Source organism: Shewanella rhizosphaerae, from assembly GCF_019457655.1.
Classification (GTDB): domain Bacteria; phylum Pseudomonadota; class Gammaproteobacteria; order Enterobacterales; family Shewanellaceae; genus Shewanella; species Shewanella loihica.
The window spans coordinates 807872-829567 of sequence record NZ_CP080420.1 but is presented as its reverse complement, the minus strand read 5'-3'; the positions used below and the strand labels follow the sequence as shown (position 1 = coordinate 829567).

The 21696-nt window shown below is 58.6% G+C and carries 18 protein-coding genes and 1 riboswitch; of the genes, 1 reads left to right on the top strand and 17 read right to left on the bottom strand.

The genetic code is table 11. The features are described 5' to 3' along the window. Window positions 1-24 precede the first annotated feature (24 nt). The 17 genes from K0I63_RS03750 to K0I63_RS03670 form a co-directional block, all read right to left on the bottom strand. Entirely contained in the window at window positions 25-1398 is a 1374-nt protein-coding gene (locus K0I63_RS03750; RefSeq protein WP_220082584.1) for a sensor histidine kinase, read from the bottom strand. After that, complete coding sequence (locus K0I63_RS03745) at window positions 1398-2882, bottom strand: sigma-54-dependent transcriptional regulator (RefSeq protein WP_220082583.1); 1485 nt, start codon at window positions 2880-2882, stop codon at window positions 1398-1400. The genes K0I63_RS03750 and K0I63_RS03745 overlap by 1 nt, the downstream gene beginning before the upstream one ends. A 114-nt stretch (window positions 2883-2996) precedes the next feature. Then, window positions 2997-4193: an ABC transporter permease gene (locus tag K0I63_RS03740; protein WP_220082582.1), complete on the bottom strand. Its 1197-nt coding sequence runs from the start codon at window positions 4191-4193 to the stop codon at window positions 2997-2999. A 10-nt stretch (window positions 4194-4203) separates the two neighbouring features. Next, the gene (locus K0I63_RS03735; RefSeq protein WP_220082581.1) at window positions 4204-5514 is read right to left on the bottom strand and encodes an ABC transporter permease; all 1311 of its coding nucleotides are present in this window, start codon (window positions 5512-5514) and stop codon (window positions 4204-4206) included. Window positions 5515-5525: 11 nt separating this feature from the next. After that, window positions 5526-6248 (bottom strand): ABC transporter ATP-binding protein, encoded by a 723-nt coding sequence (locus tag K0I63_RS03730; protein ID WP_011864529.1) that lies wholly within the window; start codon window positions 6246-6248, stop codon window positions 5526-5528. A 64-nt stretch (window positions 6249-6312) separates the two neighbouring features. Beyond that, entirely contained in the window at window positions 6313-6537 is a 225-nt protein-coding gene (locus tag K0I63_RS03725) for a hypothetical protein (RefSeq protein WP_220082580.1), read from the bottom strand. A gap of 23 nt (window positions 6538-6560) precedes the next feature. Beyond that, window positions 6561-7823, bottom strand: a complete 1263-nt coding sequence (locus K0I63_RS03720; protein ID WP_011864527.1) for an efflux RND transporter periplasmic adaptor subunit — start codon at window positions 7821-7823, stop codon at window positions 6561-6563. A 349-nt stretch (window positions 7824-8172) separates the two neighbouring features. After that, entirely contained in the window at window positions 8173-8556 is a 384-nt protein-coding gene (locus K0I63_RS03715) for an MAPEG family protein (protein ID WP_041406383.1), read from the bottom strand. Between the two features lie 48 nt (window positions 8557-8604). Then, window positions 8605-9429, bottom strand: coding sequence for a cobalamin-binding protein (locus K0I63_RS03710; protein ID WP_220082579.1), 825 nt, complete (start codon window positions 9427-9429; stop codon window positions 8605-8607). 358 nt (window positions 9430-9787) lie between these two features. Next, complete coding sequence (gene cobO, locus K0I63_RS03705; protein ID WP_220082578.1) at window positions 9788-10417, bottom strand: cob(I)yrinic acid a,c-diamide adenosyltransferase; 630 nt, start codon at window positions 10415-10417, stop codon at window positions 9788-9790. Window positions 10418-10431: 14 nt separating this feature from the next. Continuing rightward, window positions 10432-12036: a cobyric acid synthase gene (locus K0I63_RS03700; protein WP_220082577.1), complete on the bottom strand. Its 1605-nt coding sequence runs from the start codon at window positions 12034-12036 to the stop codon at window positions 10432-10434. Between the two features lie 12 nt (window positions 12037-12048). Continuing rightward, complete coding sequence (cobU, locus tag K0I63_RS03695; protein ID WP_220082576.1) at window positions 12049-12597, bottom strand: bifunctional adenosylcobinamide kinase/adenosylcobinamide-phosphate guanylyltransferase; 549 nt, start codon at window positions 12595-12597, stop codon at window positions 12049-12051. After that, on the bottom strand, window positions 12594-13361 hold the full coding sequence (locus K0I63_RS03690; RefSeq protein WP_220082575.1) for an adenosylcobinamide-GDP ribazoletransferase: 768 nt from the start codon (window positions 13359-13361) through the stop codon (window positions 12594-12596). Before K0I63_RS03690 ends, cobU begins: the two co-directional genes overlap by 4 nt. A 41-nt stretch (window positions 13362-13402) precedes the next feature. Further along, a complete protein-coding gene (cobT, locus tag K0I63_RS03685) occupies window positions 13403-14431 on the bottom strand; it encodes a nicotinate-nucleotide--dimethylbenzimidazole phosphoribosyltransferase (protein ID WP_220082574.1) in 1029 nt (342 codons plus the stop codon). Between the two features lie 132 nt (window positions 14432-14563). After that, entirely contained in the window at window positions 14564-15607 is a 1044-nt protein-coding gene (locus tag K0I63_RS03680) for a FecCD family ABC transporter permease (RefSeq protein WP_220082573.1), read from the bottom strand. Beyond that, window positions 15594-16550: an ABC transporter ATP-binding protein gene (locus tag K0I63_RS03675; RefSeq protein WP_220082572.1), complete on the bottom strand. Its 957-nt coding sequence runs from the start codon at window positions 16548-16550 to the stop codon at window positions 15594-15596. The genes K0I63_RS03680 and K0I63_RS03675 overlap by 14 nt, the downstream gene beginning before the upstream one ends. 104 nt (window positions 16551-16654) lie before the next feature. Next, a riboswitch (cobalamin riboswitch) is annotated at window positions 16655-16833 on the bottom strand. Window positions 16834-16884: 51 nt separating this feature from the next. After that, window positions 16885-17496: a histidine phosphatase family protein gene (locus K0I63_RS03670; protein WP_220082571.1), complete on the bottom strand. Its 612-nt coding sequence runs from the start codon at window positions 17494-17496 to the stop codon at window positions 16885-16887. A 329-nt stretch (window positions 17497-17825) separates the two neighbouring features. On the opposite strand from K0I63_RS03670, the gene metH reads away from it, so the two are divergent. Beyond that, window positions 17826-21548: a methionine synthase gene (gene metH / locus K0I63_RS03665; RefSeq protein ID WP_220082570.1), complete on the top strand. Its 3723-nt coding sequence runs from the start codon at window positions 17826-17828 to the stop codon at window positions 21546-21548. Window positions 21549-21696 lie beyond the last annotated feature (148 nt).

The window sequence follows — 21696 nt, the reverse complement described above, 5'->3', positions numbered from 1 at the left end:
AAGATTCTTGTTTAAGCAGCTTGTTTAGGCGCTTGCCTGCCCGAGCTGCTGAGCCTGATCATAGGGCAGCCAGATCCGCACCAGCAGCCCCTTGTGCTCGCGATTGTGCAGACTGATACGGCCGTCATGGGCCTCGATGATCTCCCTACACAAGGGCAGGCCAAGGCCGGTACCCGACTGCTTGGTGGAGTAGAAAGGCAGTAGCGCCTGAGTCAATACCTCCGGCGACATGCCACTGCCCTCATCGGTTATCTCGATAGTCACCCCGTCGCTGCCATCACTCAGGCCTTGCTCCCTGACACTCAGGCTAACCGACTCCTCGGGCGAGCCCGACTCATGGGCGTTCTTGAGTAGATTCAGCAGCACCTGCTCCAACTGAATCAGGTCGAAATAACCGCAGCGCCGTGGCAGCTCACCCACCAGAGTGAAGCGGAAATGCTCCGCCAGCTGAGTCACTAACTTATGCCAATCCACCTCGCTCTTCTTGGGCAGGGGCAGCTTGGCGAAGCGGGCATAGTTGAAGATAAACTGGCTCAGATGGCTGGTCCTGTCCTCTATGGTGTCGAAGATAAGCTTAAGCTTAGGGTCATCCAGCGGCTCGGTGAGCTTGCGGCCCGAATTGACCATAGAAGCGATGGGTGCCACCGAGTTGTTGAGCTCATGGCTGATGATGCGGATCACCTTCTTCCATACCGCCACCTCCTGACGGTTCAGCTCACGGGTCATCTGCTTGAGCAAAATGAGATGGTGATACTGACCGTTGAGCAGGAAGCGTCCACGGGAGAGATGCCAGGTTTCATCTTCGCCGCCCTCCTCCACACTCGCCAGGGTAAACAGTCCCCCCTTGGGATTGTTGACCGCACCGGCCAGCTCCTCGCTGACGCCGTCCAGCAACTCATCTAACATGCTGCCCTCGATGCGCGCCCCCTGGGCAAACAGGTGGCGGGCGGCGTCGTTGGCGTAGATGATGCGCTGGCGATCGTCGAGCAGCACCATGACGTTAGGCGAGCTCTGGATCACCTTATCCAGCAGCAACTCACGCTGATAGATATACTGACGCTCGCGGCGCAGCACGGCCGCCGACTCGTTAAACAGGCTGGCCAGCGCCTTGAGCTGGCTGTCCCCCGTCACAGGAATGTTCACGCTGAAATCATTGTCTTTGATGTTGAGCAGCCCCACCTCCAACGCCTTGAGGCTAGTCGACAGCCCTCGGGTCAACCAGCGGCTGAGCAGCCAGGCAAAGCCGCCGGACAGCAGCAGGCAGGCAACTATCAGCTCGGGCGCCACCTCCTGATACAGCTCGGGCGCTAGCATCTTTAGCAGCAGGATGAACAGGGCCAGCGCCAGCTGACTGACAATCACATTGCCCCAGATGAGCTTAGTGCGCAGCATCGGCATTATTTCTCAATCCCAAATTTTTCCATGCGGCGATAGAGCGCCTGACGGCTCAGCCCCAGGGACTTGGCCACCCGGGCGATCACCCCATTATGCTCCGCCAGGGCCAGCTCGATATCGGCCCCCGTAGGCTCGCCGCGGCTAGCTGAATCAACCTTGGGTGCTCTGTCAGTTTCCGCCTCTTGCTCCGCGAAACGAGTATTCTGTCTCTGTTCCTGAGCCTGTTGCGACGCTACCGGGCTAGGTACAGAAACCGAGCTGGTCGATGGTGTGCCGCTCACAGGATTTAAGCCGCTAACAGGCTTTAAACCACTCACAGGCTTTAAACCAAAATCGGCCATGGTCAGCGTGGGGCTGGCGGCCAGGATCACCGCCCGCTTACAGGCGTTCTCCAGCTCGCGCACATTGCCCGGCCAAGGGTAGCTCACCAGCGCCTGCTGGGTCGGCTTACTCAGGCTAAAGTCCTGACCGATGAAGTGATTCACCAGGGGCAGGATATCGTCCTGGCGCTGATTGAGAGGCGGCAAGGCCAGCTCAATCACATTGAGGCGATAGAAGAGATCCTCGCGGAAACGACCGCTGGCGATATCCTCGGCAAGATCCGCATTGGTGGCGCTGATCACCCGCACCTTGACCTTACGGGTCTGATGGCTGCCCAGACGCTCGAACTCGCCGGTCTGCAACACCCGCAGCAGCTTCACCTGACCCGACAGCGGCAGGTTGCCTATCTCGTCGAGAAACAGGGTGCCACCGTCGGCCGCCTCGAAGCGGCCGATGCGCGCCTTGTTGGCCCCGGTAAAGGCGCCCGCCTCGGCGCCAAACAGCTCTGCCTCCAGCAGCTCCATCGGCAGTGCGCCGATATTCACCTTGATGAAGGGCTTATGTTTGAGGGGGGAGTTGGCGTGCAGTATGTCCGCCAGCTTGTCCTTACCGGCGCCGTTGGGGCCGGTGATCAACACAGATACGTCGGACTTGGCTATCTGCAGCGCCAGATCGATACAGCGCTGCATGGCGCCGCTGCCGAAGACGATGCCGCACAGATCGGCATCCTTGATCGCCGACATCCGCTGATGCTCGGAGCGCGCCAGCTGCGAATTCTGCCGCGACAGGGCGTGGAGGGAAATCAGGTTGTTGACGCTGTTAAGCAGCTTATCGTCGTCCCAGGGCTTGCCCATGTAGTCGGCGGCCCCCTCCTTCACCAGCTCCACCGCTAGCTCCAGCTGAGTCCAGGCGGTCAGGAGTATGATGGGCAGCTGCGGCTGACTGGCGCGGATATCGTAGAACAGGCGCTTGCCCTCCTCGCCCGAGGTGGTGTCCTGGGTGAAGTTCATATCTTGGATCACCAGGGCGATCTCCTGCTCGGCCACCTGGCTCAGTGCCTCCTCCGGGGAGAAACAAGTTAGGGTCTTAAATCCATTGAGTTCGAGCATCAGGGAGAGCGCGCTGCATACTGCCTGATTGTCGTCGACGATGAGAATCGTATCCATATATTCTTATTAACTTTTTACTTGCAGAGCAACAAACTAACCGAAAGCGCCGCCGATGAAAAGGGCAAACGCTTTCGGTGTCTCTTGTTTAGCGCCGTGAGTTAAAGACTAGGCTTAGACGCTGCGGGTCGCCATGGCCGGCGAGATGTTCGCCGCCTTGCGCGCGGGCAGTACCACGGCCACTGTAGTCACCAGCATCATGCCTACTACCGTCATGAGCGGGTAGAGCAGGTTGAGCTGCGGCAGATCATAGTACTTCATCAGCTGCTGCCCCAGCAGCACCGCCAGGCTGGCCCCTAATACGCCACCCGAGAGACAGATGAGGTAGTTCTCCACCAGGAAGAGGCTGAGGATATCCCCCTTGGTCGCGCCCAGAGCGCGGCGAGTGCCTATCTGCTTGGTCCGGCGCTGGATGTTGAACATCACCATACCGGTCAGGCCCAGGCTAGTGATCAACAGCAGCAGGACCACCATCATGGAGAGCACGGTTATCATCAGCTCGTGATCTCGGTAGGAGCGCTTCTTCACCTCGGCGACAGACTGGAAGTCATCGATCACCCGATTAGGATTCTCCTTCATCAAGGCCTTGGTGATGGCATCTTGCAACGCCTTGTGCTGACCCACTTCGGCGCGCACCATATAGCTATAACCCGCAAAATCGACGTTGTGGATCACACTGTATTCCAAATCGTCACTGTCGACCCAGGCGCCCTGGAACTTCTCCACCACGCCTATCACCTCTAGCTGCTCGTCATCGATATAGAGCAACTTGCCGATGGCCGACTCACCCGGCCATACCGCCTCACCAAACGCCTTGGAGATGATCGCCAGCTTACCGGGATCGTTGACGCTCTTATTGATCTCATCGGCGTAGAAGTTGCGTCCCTCGATGAGTTTGAGCCCAAGCGTCTTAACCGTATGCTCTGTGCCCAGGTACATGGCAAACTGTGGCGTCGACTTGGCCGTCTCAGGATCTGGTCCCAGGTTAAGGGTGCTCGACCAACCACTGCCGCTCAGAGGCAACATGTTAGTGGAGGTGGCCGCCTGCACGTTAGGCAAACCGCGCAGGATCTGTTGATCTATCTTGTTCTGCTGCTCGATATCTATGCTGGGATCGAAGTTAAACACACTAAAGGTCAACACCTCCTCTTCATTAATCCCTGAGTCACGCTGCATCAGCTCGAGACGCTCATGGATGATAAAGCTGGCGTTGGCGACTATGGCCACCGACAGGATAATCTGCACCAGTAGCAATACCGGACCACTCTTACTGCGGAGCAAGCTGCTAAAAATTGGTTTAATGTTAAGCATTTTCAATCCCTTATTGGCTCTTCAAGTAGACACTTGGTTTAGTGCGGCATACCACCCAGGCAGGATAGAGTCCGGCCAGCAGCGCGGTGCCCACGGCGATGGTTGGGGTGATCAACCACATGCTCATGGAGAGATGGGTCAGTCCCTCGGAGACGCCGAAGCGTGCCGACAGGGCATAGAGGGCGCCCCAGGCCCATAGCAGTCCCACCAGGCCACCAAACAGGCCGATGACGCCCACTTCCACCATGTACTGAGAGAAGATCTGTCCCCGGCTTGCGCCGATGGCACGTCTGACACCCACCTCGGGCGCACGCTTAAGAAACTTGGTCAGCATCAGGCCGAGAATATTGATCAGGCAGACGCTGAGGAACAAGGCGCTCAGTCCCACCAGAATCTTGTTATCTTCAGGCACCACATGGCTGCGCTCCAACCAGTCGGCGACGTCAGACATGAGCACTGAATCCACAGGTGACTTGTTATCGGTGAAACGGCCCAGCTCCTTCTGCTGCTCCACATAGTTGGCCAGATAGCTCTTGTAGGCGGCGCGATCTTCACTCGTTGGCAGATAGGTCCAGTACTCCAACCACACCTTCTCCGAATTCAACCTGTCCTGATAGTTGTTCATCGGCTCATGTTTCCAACCCGACGAGTTGCCCCAGACGCTAAACTCCTCGTTTGCCGCCAGCGAAAATGGAATATAGATCTGCTCCGATTTGGCGAAGGCGCCACTGGTGGGGTCATAATACTTAGGCTGAGGATTCCAGTCGCCGATCACACCCACCACCTGATAGGGCTTACGGTTGAGGTAGATGGTCTTGCCCACACTATTCTCGCCGCCAAACAGCTTCTGGTTAAGCTTCTCGCCGATCACCGCCTGATAGGCAGGGTCGAGATCCACCGCCTTGTCCCAGCGATTACCATAGATGAAGGGCACCTCAAACATCTTGAAGAAGTCGCCATCGGTCACCCTGATGCCCTGCAACCTTGGCAACACCTCAGGATCGTCTGTCTGCACCGCCATGCCACTACGGAACATGGCTGCCTGGGCCTTAGCCACATTGCCCTTACGCAGGTTCATCGCATCCTGATAGGTGACCAGGCGATGAAAGTCGTCCCAGGAATCCGGGCCCTGTGACCAGAGCTGAATCGCGTTGAGCTGCTCGGAGCGCTCACCGGCCGGGTTATAGGCCATCATGCTGTAGACGTTAAGCGTGGTGATGGTGATGCCTATCCCCACAGAGATGGCCAGCACCATGAGCAGCGACAGAATCGGCGTCTTGCGTATGCTGCGCCAGGCGAGATCGACGTAATATAGAAACATGCTTGCTCTCCTTAGCTGGCCACTTTTTCGGCCGTATCGACCAGGTGCGACTGACCGCCCTGGTACAGGGTGAAGTCACACACCTGACCGTCGACGATCTGAATGTTGCGCTGGGCGCGACGTGCCAACTCGGGATCGTGAGTCACCATGATGATGGTGGTGCCCGCCTTGTTGATCTCTTCTAAAAGCTCCATCACCTGACGAGCCATCAGGCTGTCCAAGTTACCTGTTGGCTCGTCGGCGAGGAGAAATCTTGGTTCGCCAGCCAGGGCGCGGGCAATCGCCACACGCTGCTGCTGACCACCGGAAAGTTGTGATGGCAGATGCTTCATACGTGCCCCCAGACCCACTTGCTCCAGCGCGGCCTTCACGCGGCGCTGACGCTCCTTGGCGTTGAAGCCGCGATAGCGCAGTGGCACCTCGACATTCTCCGCCAGGTTAAGGTCGGGGATCAGGTTAAAGCCCTGAAAGATAAAGCCTATCTTCTCGTTGCGAATGGCGGCCGCCTTGTTATCGCTCAGGTTAGAGATGTTGACATCGTCCAGATGATATTCGCCGTTGGTAAAGCCCTCTAACAGGCCGGCGATGTTGAGAAAGGTGGTCTTTCCCGAACCAGACGGCCCGGTGACGGCGACAAACTCACCTTCCTTAACCTCGAGATTGAAATCCCGTAACGCATGGGTTTCCACCAAATCCGTTTTAAACACCTTGTTGATATTTTTCATCGTTAACATGGGTTGTATCCTTTGTTTTTGTATCGCGTTATTCAGTTTGTTATTGCGCCTATGCCCGGACTAACTAGGACAATCGAGCCAATAACCATTGAGTTAAATCACCGCCAACTCTGGCGACGTCGGGAAGTTGGTTACTATCGACCGGCTGCCCGTGCATGCCGGTCGCTTCTAATATGTTGAGCCCGAACAGAAACCAGTCTGAGGCATCCTGGGTATAGACCTGAGTCGCCACCAGCAGGAGCAGTAAGGCCAGTCCTGCGACCACTCGTTCTGGATGTAGCTTTATCATCAGGGTCTTCATCGCTTCGCTCCTTAGCGGATCAATACTTGTTCGGCGTTCTTAAAGGCGTCGGTGGAGGAGATGATCCACTGGTCGCCGACCTCACCGCCCGAGACCACCTCTATGTGGCTCATGCTGCGAGCACCCAGTTGGATCTCGGTGCGCTCGGCCAGGTCGTTCTTGACGGCATAGACCAGGGTGCCGCCGCCACTGTTGACGAAGGGACCACGCTTGACCATGAGCACGTCGGGACGATTTTCCAGTAAGACGCGGGCAGACAGACGCTGGTTCTGACGCAGGTGTAGGGCAGCTTGCTGCTCGAAGCGCACTCGGGTAGTCACCTCACGGTTACGCACCTCGGGCGAGATGGCCGACAGCTTACCCATCACCAGCTGGCCGCCGAAGTTAAGCTCCACATCCATGCCAATACCCAGCTCGTCGGCGTAGGATTCTGGCACCGCCAGCTCGGCCTCGAAGGCACTCAGATCCACCACGGTTAATATGGGCTGGCTCTGGCCGATACGGGCCTTCTGCTCCGTCAGCCAGTTACCTATGATACCGCCGACGGGGGCCGTGATATTCAGCGCCGCCACCTGACGTTCCAGCTCGGCAACTACCAGGGCCTGGCGATCCACCTCTGAGGCCTTGTTCTTCAGCTCGAAGCTGAGAGTATCTTTCATCAGCTCGGCTTCCTGCTGGGCGTGGGCGTAAAGCAGCTTGGCCTTGTGCAGCTCATCCTTGCTCTTCTCATAATCTATCTTAGAGATCAGGCTGGACTCGATCAGCTGGTCGCCACGGCGACTCTCGCGATCCGCCGCCTCGAGATCCACCTTGGCCATGTCCAGGGTCTGTATCGCCTTAAGCTGGTCGCGACGGGCGTCAAGACGGGCACGCTCCAGGCTGCTCTGCATCCCTTCCAGCAGCGCCTGTTGCTGCTTGAGGTTGTTGGTCAGGCTGTGGCTTTCGATGGTGGCAACCACCTGGCCCTGCTCCACCTTGTCACCCGGGTTGGCGATTAGGGTCACTGTGCCCTTCTCTGGGGCGTAGAGGATAGGGGCGTTGGCGGCGACTATCTTGCCGGTAGAGGCGATATCACGCACTAAGGTGCCGCGCTCCAGGGTGGCAAAACGCAGCTCGCTACGGTCGATAGACTCGCTCACGCTGCTGCCACTGACGCTGGCCCACACCAGACCAGAAACCAGGAGAACGCCTGCGCCGATAGTGACAGGCCATTTGATGCGACGTCCCAGGCTGGGGGCAACTTGCTTATCTTGTGCGCTGGTATCTTTAATCATTGTTTATCCCTAACAGTGTCCGTTACTCGACCGAGTCGATTTCTGCCCATTAGGATTACAATTGCCGTGCCAACTTTTATATTCACTAACTTTCAATAACTTAGACAAAGATGTCCGCTAAGTATTTCATGAAAGTGTCCGCGGACACCCGCAAAAGTGTCCGGTCATTTTCCCCGAGTGTCCGCATATGAGGAAAGCCGGACACGTGAAAAAGTACGGACATAGGAGAAAGCCTGATAGTGCGTTAAAACGCTTGAAAGATTAGCGAGCCAGTAAGCGTCAGCCCCAACCACAGAAGGTAAAGGGCTGCGCTCATGGCGAACCCACTGAGTGGGCATTGAGGAAGGAGTTAAAACGCCCGAGCGAAGATGGCGAAGGCGGCGATGATGGCCACGAACCAGGAAAGCGAACGCAAGGTGCTCTTATCCAGCAGATAGAGGAGATGATAGGCACATCTTGCCAGCACATGTACCAGGGCTAACAGACCAACCGTGTCGTCGACCTTGTCCCGCGCGATCACGGTCAGCGCCGCCACGGCGAAGATCAGCAGGGACTCGAAGGCGTTCTGATGTGCTGCCAGGGCGCGGGCGCCGAAGCCGGTCAGCTGAGCCTGCTGGCTTCTGGGGTAGGCGTTGTCATAGCCACCCTGCTTGGCCATCGCCATGGCCACGGGCACCTTGGCCAGGTAGGGAAGCAACATGGCAAAGAGTAGGCAGGCCAGTAGCATAGTCATCATTTATCTCCTTATTATTTAGCACATTGTTTTAATTTTAATTTGTGTTTATCTTGCCTTGTCCAGGGCCTTGCACAAAGATTCAATCCCTAAGATGGCCCTTGGAGTCGCCCGATGCAAGAGGTCGGCATCCAGTTGATAGATGTGGCGCTGCTTCACCGCCGGGATCTCCTGCCAGGCAGACCAGTCGATGCCGCGCACATTGCCCTCATCCTGACTCTGCAATATCACCTGAGGTTGCTTTAGCAGCACGGCCTCCAGGCTCACCTGGGGATACTCGTTGCCCGCGTTGCTAAATACATTCTCACCGTTACAGACCTGGATGATCTGCTCTATCCAGCTGCCCTCGGCCACCGTCATCAGGGGCACTGACCAGAGCTGATAGAAGACCCGCACCGGCGCCTTGGCCCGATTTTCCTTGGTGAGCGCCTTGAGGCCGATAAGATACTGCTCGGCCACCCGCTGCGCCTCAACCTCCTTGCCGGTCAGCTTACCCAGCGCCAACAGATCGTCAGCCACCGCCTCCAACGTCTTAGGGTCGCTGTCATAGATGGGATAACCCAACAGGGTCAGGCGCTCGATATCCTCGCGCTTGTTGCCGCTGCCCCAGATGACAATCAGATCCGGGTCGAGCTCGATAACTTTCTCTATCTGTATGCCGTAGTAGCCGCCGATCCGCGGGATCGCCTTGGCCGCATCGGGAAAATCGGCATGATCTGTGGTCGCGACCACACTGTCCCCCGCCCCGATACTAAACAGCATCTCCACCCCATGGGGCGACAGGGCGATGATCCGCTTCGCAGGCGCCGCCTTAAGCCCAGGCACACACAGCAACAAGGCCAACAACAGCCACAGCTTAACCCTCATCTTCATCTATCCTTTTCCCTTTTCATAGTAAGCAGACTGAACAGTTTCATTTCGCGCCCCCACTCATTTAAATCCGCAGCTTCATAGTTATTTTTCACAGAGATCGCCACGGTGGCTAAGCCGTCAAGCTGACTCAGCCCATGAGCATACATGAATATGTGATTGGGTGAGCCGGCGCAGACAATACCGCCACAGGAGCAAACAGGCAGAAATCTAAATTGCGTCATGAAGCCCATATTCTTCATTTCAAACTGTTTGCTTCTGTGGCTAAGCCGTCAAGCTGGCTCAGCCCATGAGCATACATGAGTATGTGATTGGGTGAGTCGGCGCAGACAATACCGCCACAGGAGCAAACAGGCAGAAATCAGTAGTCAAAGCCGAGCTGGGCTTTAACGCCGCTCTCAAATGCATGCTTTATGGGCTGCACCTCACTCACGGTATCCGCAAGCTCCAAAATCGCCCTGTGACAGGCACGCCCTGTGACGATCACATGCTGCATGGGCGGACGGTTCTTAAGCGCCGTCAGCACCCTATCCAGATCCAGATAGTGATAGCTCACCATGTAGGTGAGTTCGTCAAGCAGCACTATGTCTATGGTGTCGTCGCTCAGCAGGGTCTCGGCCGCCTCCCAGGCACTCAGCGCCGCCAGGGTATCCTTCTCTCTGTCCTGGGTCTCCCAGGTAAAGCCGGTGGCCATCACATGAAACTCGACCCCCACCTTCTCCAGCACGGCGCGCTCACCGCAGGGCCAGTTGCCCTTGATAAATTGCACCACGGCGGCCTTCTTGCCATGACCCACGGCGCGGGTGATGTTACCGAAACCCGCCGTGGTCTTGCCCTTGCCGTTGCCGGTCATCACCAGCAGCACGCCCTTCTCGGTCTGGGCCTTGGCGATCTTGGCGTCCACCGCCTCCTTCACCTTCTGCTGGCGCGCCTTATGACGCTCGGCCTTATGATTTTCCGCTTGGTTTTCCGCCTGCTTATCCGCGCTCATCTTCTCTCCTCTCATTAATTATTCTTGTTTGGGCGCCTTAGTGGCGTCTCGGCGAGGATGGCGCTCAGCCTCGCCATGTCCAGATGCTCGGCCAGGGTATCGGCCAGGCGATCTAACTGTGCCTGTTTGATCGCCTCAGGATCGACCACGGCCGTGCTGCTGAGCCCGGCCCAGCTAAGGAGCAGCGCACAGGCCTCAGGGCTGTCGAACAGACCATGCAGATAGCTGCCCAGGATCTGGCCATCATGGGACAGACAGCCCTCGTTAAACTGATTGCCCTCGTCACTCTCTAAGACAAGGGGCTTGATCGCCTTAGATAACAGCGTGGAGCGGCCACAGTGGATCTCATAGCCTGCGATGCTTGCGCGCTCACCCGCCAGTTTTATCGTGCCTTTAACCTGAGCCAGACGCTTGTTAGAGGTCAGCTCTGTGACTATGGGCAGCAGCCCCAGGCCATCGCTGTCGCCAGCCTCGCCCTCGACCCCTTGGGGATCTTCGATGGCCAGCCCCAACATCTGATAGCCGCCACAGATGCCTATCACCTTGCCGCCATATCTCAGGTGGCGCTTAAGCGCGCGATCCCAGCCCTGTTCGACCATGGTGGCCAGGTCCTGCCGCACACTCTTGCTGCCGGGCAGTATGATGAGATCGGCATCAATTGCCTGACCGTCGTAGGCCTCGTTTACCTGTTGATAGCGCAAGTCGATATCCGGATGCAGCCTGAGAGGATCGAAATCTGTGTGATTGCTGATGCGGGGAAAGACCAGCACCAACACCCGAAAGCGAGTGTTGCCACTGCTCACCTGACGGGCATCCAGGGCGTCCTCGGCCTCCAGATGCAGATCATTAAGGTAGGGCAAGACGCCCAGCACGGGCTTGTCTATCCTGGCCTCTAGCCAATCCAGGCCGGGCTTAAGCAGGGAGATGTCACCGCGAAAACGATTGATCACCACGCCTCTGACTCTGGCCTGCTCCGATGCAGACAACAGCGCCAGGGTGCCGACGATATGGGCGAACACCCCGCCTTTGTCGATGTCGGCGATCAGGATCACCGGGCAGTCCACCGCCTCGGCGAAGCCCATGTTGGCGATATCTCCCTCCCGCAGGTTGATCTCCGCCGGGCTGCCCGCCCCTTCCACCAGGATCAGCTCATACTGCCGCTCCAGGCGTGACAGCGAGTCCAGCACCGCCGCCATCGCCTTGGTGCGATAGCCCTGGCTGTCTTTGCCAAAATAGGTCTGGGCCTCCATGTGGGACAGGGCCTTGCCCTGGACTATCACCTGGGAGCTGGTATCCGAATTAGGTTTAAGCAGAATGGGATTAAAGTCTGTGTGGGGGGCGAGGTAACAGGCCTCGGCCTGCAGCGCCTGGGCGCGGCCTATCTCACCGCCATCAAGGGTCACCGCGCTGTTGAGCGCCATATTCTGCGGCTTGAAGGGCGCCACCCTGCGCCCCTGACGGGCGAAGTAGCGGCACAGACCCGCCACTAGGGTGCTCTTACCCGCATCCGAGGTAGTGCCCTGCACCATCAAGATATTGCCACTCGCCTCTTGATTGCTATTGCCCTGCTCGCTCTGTTTACTCTGGTTGCACTGATTACTTAAGTTATCTGGTGTCATTGGCTTCTCTTCCTATTCCTTGGCGCCCTGGCTCGTCTCATCCTTGAGGATCAGCGGCAGACCCGCGGTGACCAAGACCACCTGCTGGGCTCGCTGAGCGATCGCCTGATGCAGCCAACCCGCCTCATCGACGAAGCGGCGACTCAAGGGGTCGGCAGGTACCACGCCGCAGCCCACCTCGTTGCTGATCAGCACGACAGCTCCGGGCGCAGTTTCCAAGGTGCGCAGCAGCGCCGCCTTGGCGCTCGGCCAGTCATCGCCCTCGAGTAGCTGATTGGTGAGCCAGAGGGTGAGGCAATCGACTAAGATCACCCGTTTCTCCCTGGCGTGAGTTTCGATACAGGCACTCAAGTGTAGCGGACACTCCAGGGTCTGCCAGGGCAAACCATCCTCACTGCGCTCATCCTGGTGGCGGGCGATACGCGCGCGCATCTCTTCATCCAGCCCCTGGGCGGTGGCCACAAACAGGCACTCATACCCCTTGGCCACATAATCGGCCACCAGGGAAAGGCCGTGGCGAGACTTGCCGCTGCGGGCGCCGCCAAGAACCAGGTGCATCATAGGCTGATCACCAGGATAAAGAGGTAACAGAGCAGCTCGATCACCTGCTGGGTCGCCCCCAGCACATCGCCTGTATAGCCGCCGATCTGACGACGATAACTGCGTACCAGCAGCTGGCGCGCCGCCAGCAACACCAAACAGAGCGAGAGCGCCGAGGCGATACCGCTGAGCCAGAGGGTGAGAATGCCGGTCAACAGCAAAATTCCGAGCTCGTTGGGGGTCTGCGACTGGGCCAGAGGTTTGCTCTTGCTGCTGTCGTCATCACGCACATAGGTCTCGGTGAAGATTAAGGAGGCCGCCACCATACGGCTCAGGCAGTGGCCCACCACCAAGGCTGCCATCACAAGATCGCCATCGAACAGGGCAATTTCACTGAGCAGCACAAATTTGAACAGCAGGCTCATCACTAGGGCGAGCACGCCATAGGTGCCAACCCGCGAGTCTTTCATTATGGTGAGCTTATCCTGCACCTGCCAGCCACCACCGAATCCGTCGGCGGTATCCGCCAGGCCATCTTCGTGAAAGCCGCCGGTGAGCAGTAGCCCGGCCACCATGGCGAGTAAGATGGCGACGCTGATAGGCAATACCTGAGTCGCCAGGCTATAGACCAGGGCGCAGAGGCCACCGACAAGCACGCCGACCAAGGCGAAGTAACGGCTGGCCTGATTGAGCCGCTCATTGTCGACCTTCACCCAGGTCGGCATGGGGGTCCGGGTAAAGAAGCCCATGGCGATAAAAAACAGGTTTAACTCTCTGGCAAACATCTTCGCGCTTTCCCTTTTGGTTCCTTAGATTGCTATTGCCGCTAAATCGAAATGCCCATCTCTTCGAGGGAGGCCATCTCGTTGTAAAACTTGGCCGCCGCCTGCACCAGGGGCACCGCCAGCGCCGCCCCGGTTCCCTCACCAAGACGCAGTCCGAGAGACAAGAGCGGCTGGGCATTGAGATGCTCCAGCATCAGTTTGTGGCCGCGCTCGCCAGACTCGTGGGCGAAGATCATATAGTCCCGGGCGTGGGGCGCGATAGTCACCGCCGCCAGCGCCGCCGCCGTGGCGATGAAGCCGTCGATCAGCACCAGCATCTTCAGCTCCGCCGCCGCCAGTATGGCGCCCGTCATCTGCACTATCTCGAAGCCACCCAGGCAGGCCAGCACGCCATAGGGGTCGTCAAGCTGCTCGCGGTGCAGATGCAGCGCCTGCTCCACCAGCAGCTGTTTGCGTGCCAGGGTGGCGGCATCTATGCCTGTGCCCCGACCGACACACTCGGCCGCCTCGCGCCCCATCAGCGCCGCCATGATGGCCGCCGCCGAGCTGGTGTTGCCTATGCCCATCTCGCCGAAGGCGATCAGGTTACAGCCGCGGCCGTGATGCAGCGCGACTCGCTCCCTGGCCATGGCGAAGCCCTGCTTGACCGCGCCCAGGGTCATGGCGGGCTCGCGATGAATCGCACCTGTGCCAGCCCCCAACCTGTGGTTGATAAGCTTAGGCTGATCATGAATCTCCTGGGCGATGCCGCAGTCGATCACCTCCATGGTGATCCCTCCCTGGGCACAGAACAGATTGATGGCCGCGCCGACCTTGAGGAAATTCATCACCATCTGGGTAGTCACCTCACTCGGCGCGATGGAGACGCCGGAGGCGGCGATGCCGTGATCGCCGGCAAACACCAAAAGGGTTGGTTTGGTTATCTGCGGCTTGTCTGGACCCAGCACCCTGGCGATAGTCATCGCCAGGGTCTCGAGCGCGCCGAGGGCGCCGAGAGGCTTGGTCTTAGTGTCTATTTTCTGCTGGATCTTGGCATCGAACTCGCTACTTACCTCAGTGACTTCAAACATACTGGTACCTCATATCGCTCGCCCTCGTTCTCGATTCTTTCCAATCCACACCTTCTTTGCAGGCATAGTTCGGCACAGTTCAATACTCTTCTCCATCCTGACGCTTCTCCTTCCATACACAGAGGACCTAAGCTAGTTGCCACGCTTGCCGCCCAGGATAAACAGGAAGAAGAGGCTGCCTATCACAGCCGTGATGATCCCCACCGGCAGCTCCTGATAGCTGAGCAGGCAGCGCGCCAGCACATCTACCCAGATCATAAACAGGCCGCCCACCAGGGCCGTCAGCAGCAGGGCGAAACGCCCGGGCAGCAATAGCCGCACCATGTGGGGCACCATCAGGCCGACGAAGCCGATGCCGCCACAGTTGGCCACCAGGACGGCGGTGATCAGCGAGCAGAGCAGCAGGCTGACGAGACGCAGGCGCTGCACCCGAATGCCCAGGGTATGGGCGGTCTCATCCCCCGCCTGAATGGCGAGGATCTGCCGCTTAAGCAGTAGCAAGATGGCGCTCGCCGCCAACACCAGCAGCCAGGGCAGCCAGAGCATCTGCCAGCTCGCCTTAGCAAAGCTGCCCAGGCTCCAGAACAGCACAGAGGCGGCCGATTGCGGCCCGGAGAAATAGAGCATCAGGCTGGCCAGCGCGCCAAACAGGAAGGAGATCGCCACCCCGGAGAGCAACATGCGCTCTATCTGGGTGTTGAGATCCCGCCCGCACAGGGCCAACACCATGAGCACCGCCAGGCTGGCACCGATAAAGGCGCCAAGCGGCAGGCCGACACTGGCCAAAGCGCCGCCGACACCGCCCAGCAGGGTGATCACCACAACCGCCCCCAGACTGGCGCCCGAGGAGATGCCAAACAGATAGGGGTCGGCCAGGGGATTGCGAGTCACCGTCTGCAACACGGCGCCCGCCAGCGCCAGGCCGAAGCCGGCAATGAAGGCCAGCAGGATGCGTGGCAGGCGCAGCTCAATCAATATTCTTGCGGTCACGCCGCCGGGATCGGCGCCGCTCAGCTTGGCCAGCAGCACCTCAAGCACCTCGGCGACGCCTATCTGCGCCGCGCCGAAGCTCACCGCCAGCACAGGAGTCGCCAGGGTCAGCAGTCCCAGGCAGACGAAGGCCAGGTGTTGCAGCGGACTATAGCCTCTTCCCAGACTCAGGCTAGCGCTCATCATGGTTAGCCTCCTTCGCCTCAAGGGGCTGGTCACCCAAGTCATTGCAGTGCTGAGCACTCTGACCGCCATCTTGAAGGTGATAGCCATAGAAATAGTTAATCTGCGGGTTGCCGTGCTGTGGATGGGACGATACCTGACAGCAGACGCCGAACACCCTGGCGATCTGCGCCTCGCTCAGCACCTGTTTGGGCGAGCCTTGAGCCACCGCCTTGCCCTGATCCAGCAGCAAAAGCTGATCGCACAGGGCGCTGGCGAGATTGAGGTCGTGAATCGAGATCACCACAGTCACCCCCAGGGCCTTGAGCAGCTCGAGGATCTGGATCTGATAGCGGATATCCAGGTGATTGGTGGGCTCATCGAGGATCAACAGCTTAGGCTGCTGCACTATGGCGCGGGCGATCAGCGCCCGCTGCTTCTCGCCCCCGGACAGGGAGGCATAGGTCTGTCCGGCGCGATCCTTGAGCCCAACTGTCTCCAGGGCCTGACTCACCGCCAGGCGGTCAGCCTTAGTGGTCATGGAGAAGGCGGCCTTATGTGGCGTAAGCCCCAATGCCACCAGCTGGGCCGTGGTCATGTCGAAATGCTGAGGCGTGTCTTGCAGCACAACGGCCACCTCGCGGGCAAAGGCCCTGGCGCTCAGGCTGGCGATTGGCTGACCAAACAGTTGGATCTCGCCGCTGCTAGGCGTAAGGAAACGATAGAGGCAGCGCAGCAGGCTGGACTTACCAGCGCCATTGGGGCCTATGATCCCCAGCATCTTACCCTCTAGCAGATCCAACTTGACCCCAGAAAGGATGGCGCGCTCGCCGCAGCGCCAGCTGAGATCCCGTACCGACAGCGCCGGGCGCGCGCAGGCGCCATCGCCTGCACCTAGGTTCGATCCTTCACTGGCGCCGTGAGACAGGAGTGATTCTGTTTGTGATGCCTGACTAGGGGCGCTCAAGATCGCGCCCTCCGGGGAGCAGCGCCGAGGCGCCCTCGCCCTTGGACCAGACTCGGCCCCGAGGTATTCTTCATCTATTGGCTCCCTCAAGTCACCCGCTTGAGATAGTGGTTGGAGAGTAGGCAGGTATCCTGACTCGTGGCAAACCGGTCGACTTAGACCTAGCGGCACACTCACAGTTGCGGGCACAGTTTGGGCTAGCGGCGCGAGGCCTTCCCCAATTCCCTATTAAGTCCGAGTTATCGCCTTGGCGATCTCGACACCATACTCCCGGCGCAGGCGGTCCCTGCGCCCGGTTATTATGCTAAATTTTGCCGCAGACACAAGGACAGACTCAATCGGCGTCATGCCAGTGCAGACGCCAGTAGCCCTCCCCCGCCTTGTCGCGATAGTGACTTATCTTGACCACGCTGCCGTAGTCCAAACTCAGCCGGGTATAGAAGCCCACGGCGCGCTCTACCCCCAGGGCCTTGGCCATCAGGTGGCGTATCACGCCGCCGTGAGTGAGCAGTAACAAGGCCTCGCCGCAATGCTGATGCACCAACTGCTCGACCACCTCGTCGACACGCCGCTCGAACTCAGCCATGGGCTCCCCCTCGGGCAGCGGATTGGCCCAAGGGTCTTGCCAATAGGCACTCAACTCCTCGCCATGATCGGCATGCAGCTCAGGGATAGGCTGGCCATCCCAGCGGCCGAAGTAGATCTCCTTGAGCCCGGCATCCAGGGCCACCTTCACCTGATTCTTAGCGGTGAGGTGCTCGGCAAATACACGGCAACGCTTGAGCGGCGAGCTGATCACCCTGTCCACCGCCTGGGGCAGCTTGGCATAGGCCAGCTGCATCTGGGCGAAGCCTATCTCTGTGAGAGGTTGATCGCTATGGCCGCGCAGCAGATTGCCGCCTTCACATTCGCCGTGGCGCATCAAATAGAGTGTCGTTTGCGTCATAACTGCAGCATTAAACCTTTAAAATCTAGATGGTTAGCAGGATACTCTCTGGAAGTATCCCTTGGCAATGAAAGATAAATAAGGCCTTGAAAAACTTTCAGATTCACCCACTTTCAAGGGGAGAGCCTTTTGCCATGAGAACGCGGCTTAGCCGCCATTCTTCCTCGAAGCCAAACCAGATTTAAGCTTATACTCATTTGACTTGCCCTGGGTATTATAAGTCGATTAGTATAGACGTCTATACGTTTATACATCCAAAATAAAAATAGCACGTCAAATCGATAGACGCGGCAGTTTAGGCAATAGGTCAGTTGAAGTAGGTGAAAGTTATGGCGACCCAATCCCCTGTTCGAAACGTAAGGCAGATTAACGACGCGATCCGCGCGCGGCTCGATAAGGAAATTTTGATCCTCGACGGCGCCATGGGCACCATGATCCAGAACCACAAACTGGAGGAGGCCGACTTTCGCGGCGAACGCTTTGCCGAGTGGCCCTGCGATCTCAAGGGTAACAACGACCTGTTGGTGCTGACCCAACCCGAGCTTATCAAGCAGATCCACAGAGATTACCTGCTGGCAGGCGCCGACATCATAGAGACCAACACCTTCAACGCCACTCAGGTGGCCATGGCCGACTATGAGATGCAGTCGCTGTCACGGGAGATCAACTTAGAAGGCGCTCGCCTCGCCCGCGCCGCCTGTGATGAGGTGGCCGCCGAAACCGGCCGTCAATGCTATGTGGCCGGGGTTCTCGGCCCCACCAACCGCACCTGCTCTATCAGCCCGGATGTGAACGACCCTGGCTATCGTAATATCCATTTCGATGACCTTGTGGAAGCCTATATCGAGTCGACCCAGGCCCTTATCGAGGGCGGCGCGGACATCATCATGGTCGAGACCATCTTCGATACCCTCAATGCCAAGGCGGCGCTGTTTGCCATCGAGACATTGTTCGAACAACTGGGCCAACGCCTGCCCGTGATGATCTCGGGCACCATTACCGATGCCTCGGGCCGCACCCTGACGGGCCAAACTACAGAAGCCTTCTATAATTCGCTGCGCCACGTGAAGCCGCTCTCCATCGGCCTCAACTGCGCCTTGGGGCCACAGGAGCTGCGCCCCTATGTGGAGGAACTGTCGAAGATCGCCGAGTGCTATGTGTCGGCGCACCCCAACGCCGGCCTGCCCAACGAGTTTGGCGGCTATGACGAGACCCCGGAGCAGATGGCCGAGGTGATTGGCCCCTGGGCCGAGGAAGGCCTGCTCAACATCATAGGCGGCTGCTGCGGCACCACGCCAGACCATATCAAGGCGATCCGCGCCGCCGTCATCAAGCATAGCGCCCGTAAATTGCCCGATCTGCCGGTGGCCTGTCGCCTCTCAGGCCTGGAGCCGCTGACCATAGATGCCGATTCCCTGTTTGTGAACGTGGGCGAGCGCACCAACGTGACCGGCTCGGCCAAGTTTCTACGCCTTATCAAGACGGGCGAATATGAAGAGGCGCTGTCGGTGGCCCGGGATCAGGTGGAAAACGGTGCCCAGATCATCGATATCAACATGGACGAGGGGATGCTGGACGGCGTCGAGGTGATGCAGAAGTTCCTCAACCTTATCGCCTCCGAGCCGGACATCAGCCGGGTGCCTATCATGATCGACTCCTCCAAGTGGGAGGTGATCGAGGCCGGACTCAAGTGCATTCAGGGCAAGGGCGTGGTGAACTCCATCTCCCTCAAGGAGGGCGAGGCCAAGTTTATCGAGCAGGCCACCCTAGTGAAGCGCTACGGCGCGGCGGCCATCATCATGGCCTTCGACGAAGTTGGCCAGGCCGACACCATGGCGCGCAAGATAGAGATCTGTACCCGCGCCTACCGGGTATTGGTGGATAAGGTCGGCTTCCCGCCGGAAGATATCATCTTCGACCCCAACATCTTCGCCATCGCCACCGGCATCGACGAGCACGACAACTATGCGGTGGATTTCATCGAGGCGACCCGCGAGATCAAACGTACCCTGCCCCATGCCATGATCTCCGGCGGCGTGTCTAACGTCTCCTTCTCCTTCCGTGGCAACAACCCGGTGCGCGAGGCGATCCACGCCGTGTTCCTCTATCACGCCATCCAAGCGGGGATGGACATGGGCATAGTCAACGCCGGGCAGCTGGCGATCTATGACGATATCGATCCCGAGCTTAAGGCCAGGGTAGAGGCCGTGGTGCAGAATCTGCCCTGCCCGGTGGAAGGGTCCAACAACACAGAACAACTGCTGGAGATCGCCGAGCAGTACCGTGGCGACGGTGCGGCGGGCGCCAAGAAGGAAGATCTCGAGTGGCGCAGCTGGCCAGTCAACAAACGGCTGGAGCACGCCCTGGTCAAGGGGATCACCGACTTTATCGACCAGGACACCGAAGAAGCCCGCCAGCTGGCCAGTCGTCCGCTGGATGTGATCGAAGGCCCGCTGATGGATGGCATGAACGTGGTCGGCGATCTGTTTGGCTCGGGCAAGATGTTCCTGCCCCAGGTGGTGAAATCGGCGCGGGTGATGAAGAAGGCGGTGGCCTACCTCAACCCCTACATAGAGGCGGAAAAAGTCGAGGGCGAGTCCAACGGCAAGATCCTCATGGTGACGGTTAAAGGCGACGTGCACGACATAGGCAAGAACATCGTCGGCGTGGTGCTAGCCTGTAACGGCTACGAGGTGGTGGACCTCGGCGTCATGGTGCCCGTCGAGAAGATCATAGAGGTCGCCAAGGCGGAAAAGGTAGATATCATAGGCATGTCGGGGCTTATCACCCCGAGCTTGGATGAGATGGTGCACAACGTCAAAGCCTTCCACAAGGCGGGGCTGAATATTCCCTCCATCATAGGCGGCGCCACCTGCTCCAAGATCCACACCGCAGTGAAAATCGCACCCCACGCCCCCGAAGGCGCCATCTATATCGCCGACGCCTCGCGCGCCGTGCCCATGGTGGCCAAGCTGATCAACAAGGAGACCCGTCAGGCGACCATAGATGCCGCCTACGAGGAATATCGGGTGATGCGCGACAAACGCAACTCACAGGCCAAGCGCAAGCAGATCGTCTCCCTGGAGGCCGCACGGGAAAATCGCTGCCAGCAAGACTGGAACGCCCATACGCCTTTCGTTCCGAATCAACTGGGCAGACAGGTGTTTGACGACTATCCGCTGGAAGACCTGGTCGATCGCATCGACTGGACGCCATTTTTCCGCAGCTGGGAGCTACACGGCCACTTCCCCAAGATCCTCGATGACGAGGTGGTAGGCGAAGAGGCGCGCAAGCTCTATCAAGATGCCAAGGCGATGCTCAAGACCATAATCGATGAGAAGTGGCTCACGGCCAAGGCGGTCATCGGCCTCTTCCCGGCCAACACGGTCAATTATGATGATATCGAGATCTACACAGACGAGAGCCGTAGCAAGGTTGAGATGACCACTCACCATCTGCGGATGCAGATAGAACGTGTGGGCAACGACAACTTCTGTCTCGCCGACTTCGTCGCGCCGAAAGACTCTGGCGTCGCCGATTACATGGGTGGCTTCGCCGTCACCGCAGGACACGGCATCGACGAACATGTGGCCCGCTTCGAGGCCAACCATGACGACTACAGCGCCATCATGCTCAAGTGTCTAGCCGACCGTCTGGCCGAGGCCTTCGCCGAACGGATGCACGAGCGGGTGCGTAAGGAGTTCTGGGGCTACGCCGCCGATGAGAACCTGGATAACGAGGCGCTGATCCGCGAGAAATACAAGGGCATACGTCCGGCCCCCGGTTACCCCGCCTGCCCGGATCACACAGAGAAAGGCCTGCTGTGGGAGCTACTAAAGCCCGACGAGACCATAGATCTCAAGATCACCGAGAGCTACGCCATGTTCCCCACCGCCGCCGTCTCCGGCTGGTACTTCGCCCACCCACAGTCACGTTACTTCGGCGTGACCAACATAGGTAAAGATCAGGTGGAGGATTACGCCAAGCGTAAGGGGATGAGTATCGAGGAGACAGAGCGCTGGTTGGCGCCGGTACTCGATTATGATGTTTAACGGGAAGTGATCAGGAGTCATAACCTTGACTCCTTTGATTGTCCAAACTTCGTTTGGAATTAAATGTTGGGATACCTCCCAATATCCGTGAAGATTAGCGGTCTTGCTACCGCAGAAGTCGTGGGTCTTCAACCCACATCCGACCAAA

What these genes read in the sequence shown, in the direction of transcription:
- K0I63_RS03730 (WP_011864529.1), bottom strand. Translation starts at nt 6,248, where the DNA reads ATGTTAACGATGAAAAATATCAACAAGGTGTTTAAAACGGATTTGGTG.
- metH (WP_220082570.1), top strand. Translation starts at nt 17,826, where the DNA reads ATGGCGACCCAATCCCCTGTTCGAAACGTAAGGCAGATTAACGACGCG.
- K0I63_RS03720 (WP_011864527.1), bottom strand. Translation starts at nt 7,823, where the DNA reads ATGATTAAAGATACCAGCGCACAAGATAAGCAAGTTGCCCCCAGCCTG.
- K0I63_RS03710 (WP_220082579.1), bottom strand. Translation starts at nt 9,429, where the DNA reads ATGAAGATGAGGGTTAAGCTGTGGCTGTTGTTGGCCTTGTTGCTGTGT.
- cobO (WP_220082578.1), bottom strand. Translation starts at nt 10,417, where the DNA reads ATGAGCGCGGATAAGCAGGCGGAAAACCAAGCGGAAAATCATAAGGCC.
- K0I63_RS03740 (WP_220082582.1), bottom strand. Translation starts at nt 4,193, where the DNA reads ATGCTTAACATTAAACCAATTTTTAGCAGCTTGCTCCGCAGTAAGAGT.
- cobT (WP_220082574.1), bottom strand. Translation starts at nt 14,431, where the DNA reads ATGTTTGAAGTCACTGAGGTAAGTAGCGAGTTCGATGCCAAGATCCAG.
- cobU (WP_220082576.1), bottom strand. Translation starts at nt 12,597, where the DNA reads ATGATGCACCTGGTTCTTGGCGGCGCCCGCAGCGGCAAGTCTCGCCAC.
- K0I63_RS03715 (WP_041406383.1), bottom strand. Translation starts at nt 8,556, where the DNA reads ATGACTATGCTACTGGCCTGCCTACTCTTTGCCATGTTGCTTCCCTAC.
- K0I63_RS03670 (WP_220082571.1), bottom strand. Translation starts at nt 17,496, where the DNA reads ATGACGCAAACGACACTCTATTTGATGCGCCACGGCGAATGTGAAGGC.
- K0I63_RS03690 (WP_220082575.1), bottom strand. Translation starts at nt 13,361, where the DNA reads ATGTTTGCCAGAGAGTTAAACCTGTTTTTTATCGCCATGGGCTTCTTT.
- K0I63_RS03750 (WP_220082584.1), bottom strand. Translation starts at nt 1,398, where the DNA reads ATGCCGATGCTGCGCACTAAGCTCATCTGGGGCAATGTGATTGTCAGT.
- K0I63_RS03725 (WP_220082580.1), bottom strand. Translation starts at nt 6,537, where the DNA reads ATGATAAAGCTACATCCAGAACGAGTGGTCGCAGGACTGGCCTTACTG.
- K0I63_RS03700 (WP_220082577.1), bottom strand. Translation starts at nt 12,036, where the DNA reads ATGACACCAGATAACTTAAGTAATCAGTGCAACCAGAGTAAACAGAGC.
- K0I63_RS03745 (WP_220082583.1), bottom strand. Translation starts at nt 2,882, where the DNA reads ATGGATACGATTCTCATCGTCGACGACAATCAGGCAGTATGCAGCGCG.
- K0I63_RS03735 (WP_220082581.1), bottom strand. Translation starts at nt 5,514, where the DNA reads ATGTTTCTATATTACGTCGATCTCGCCTGGCGCAGCATACGCAAGACG.
- K0I63_RS03680 (WP_220082573.1), bottom strand. Translation starts at nt 15,607, where the DNA reads ATGATGAGCGCTAGCCTGAGTCTGGGAAGAGGCTATAGTCCGCTGCAA.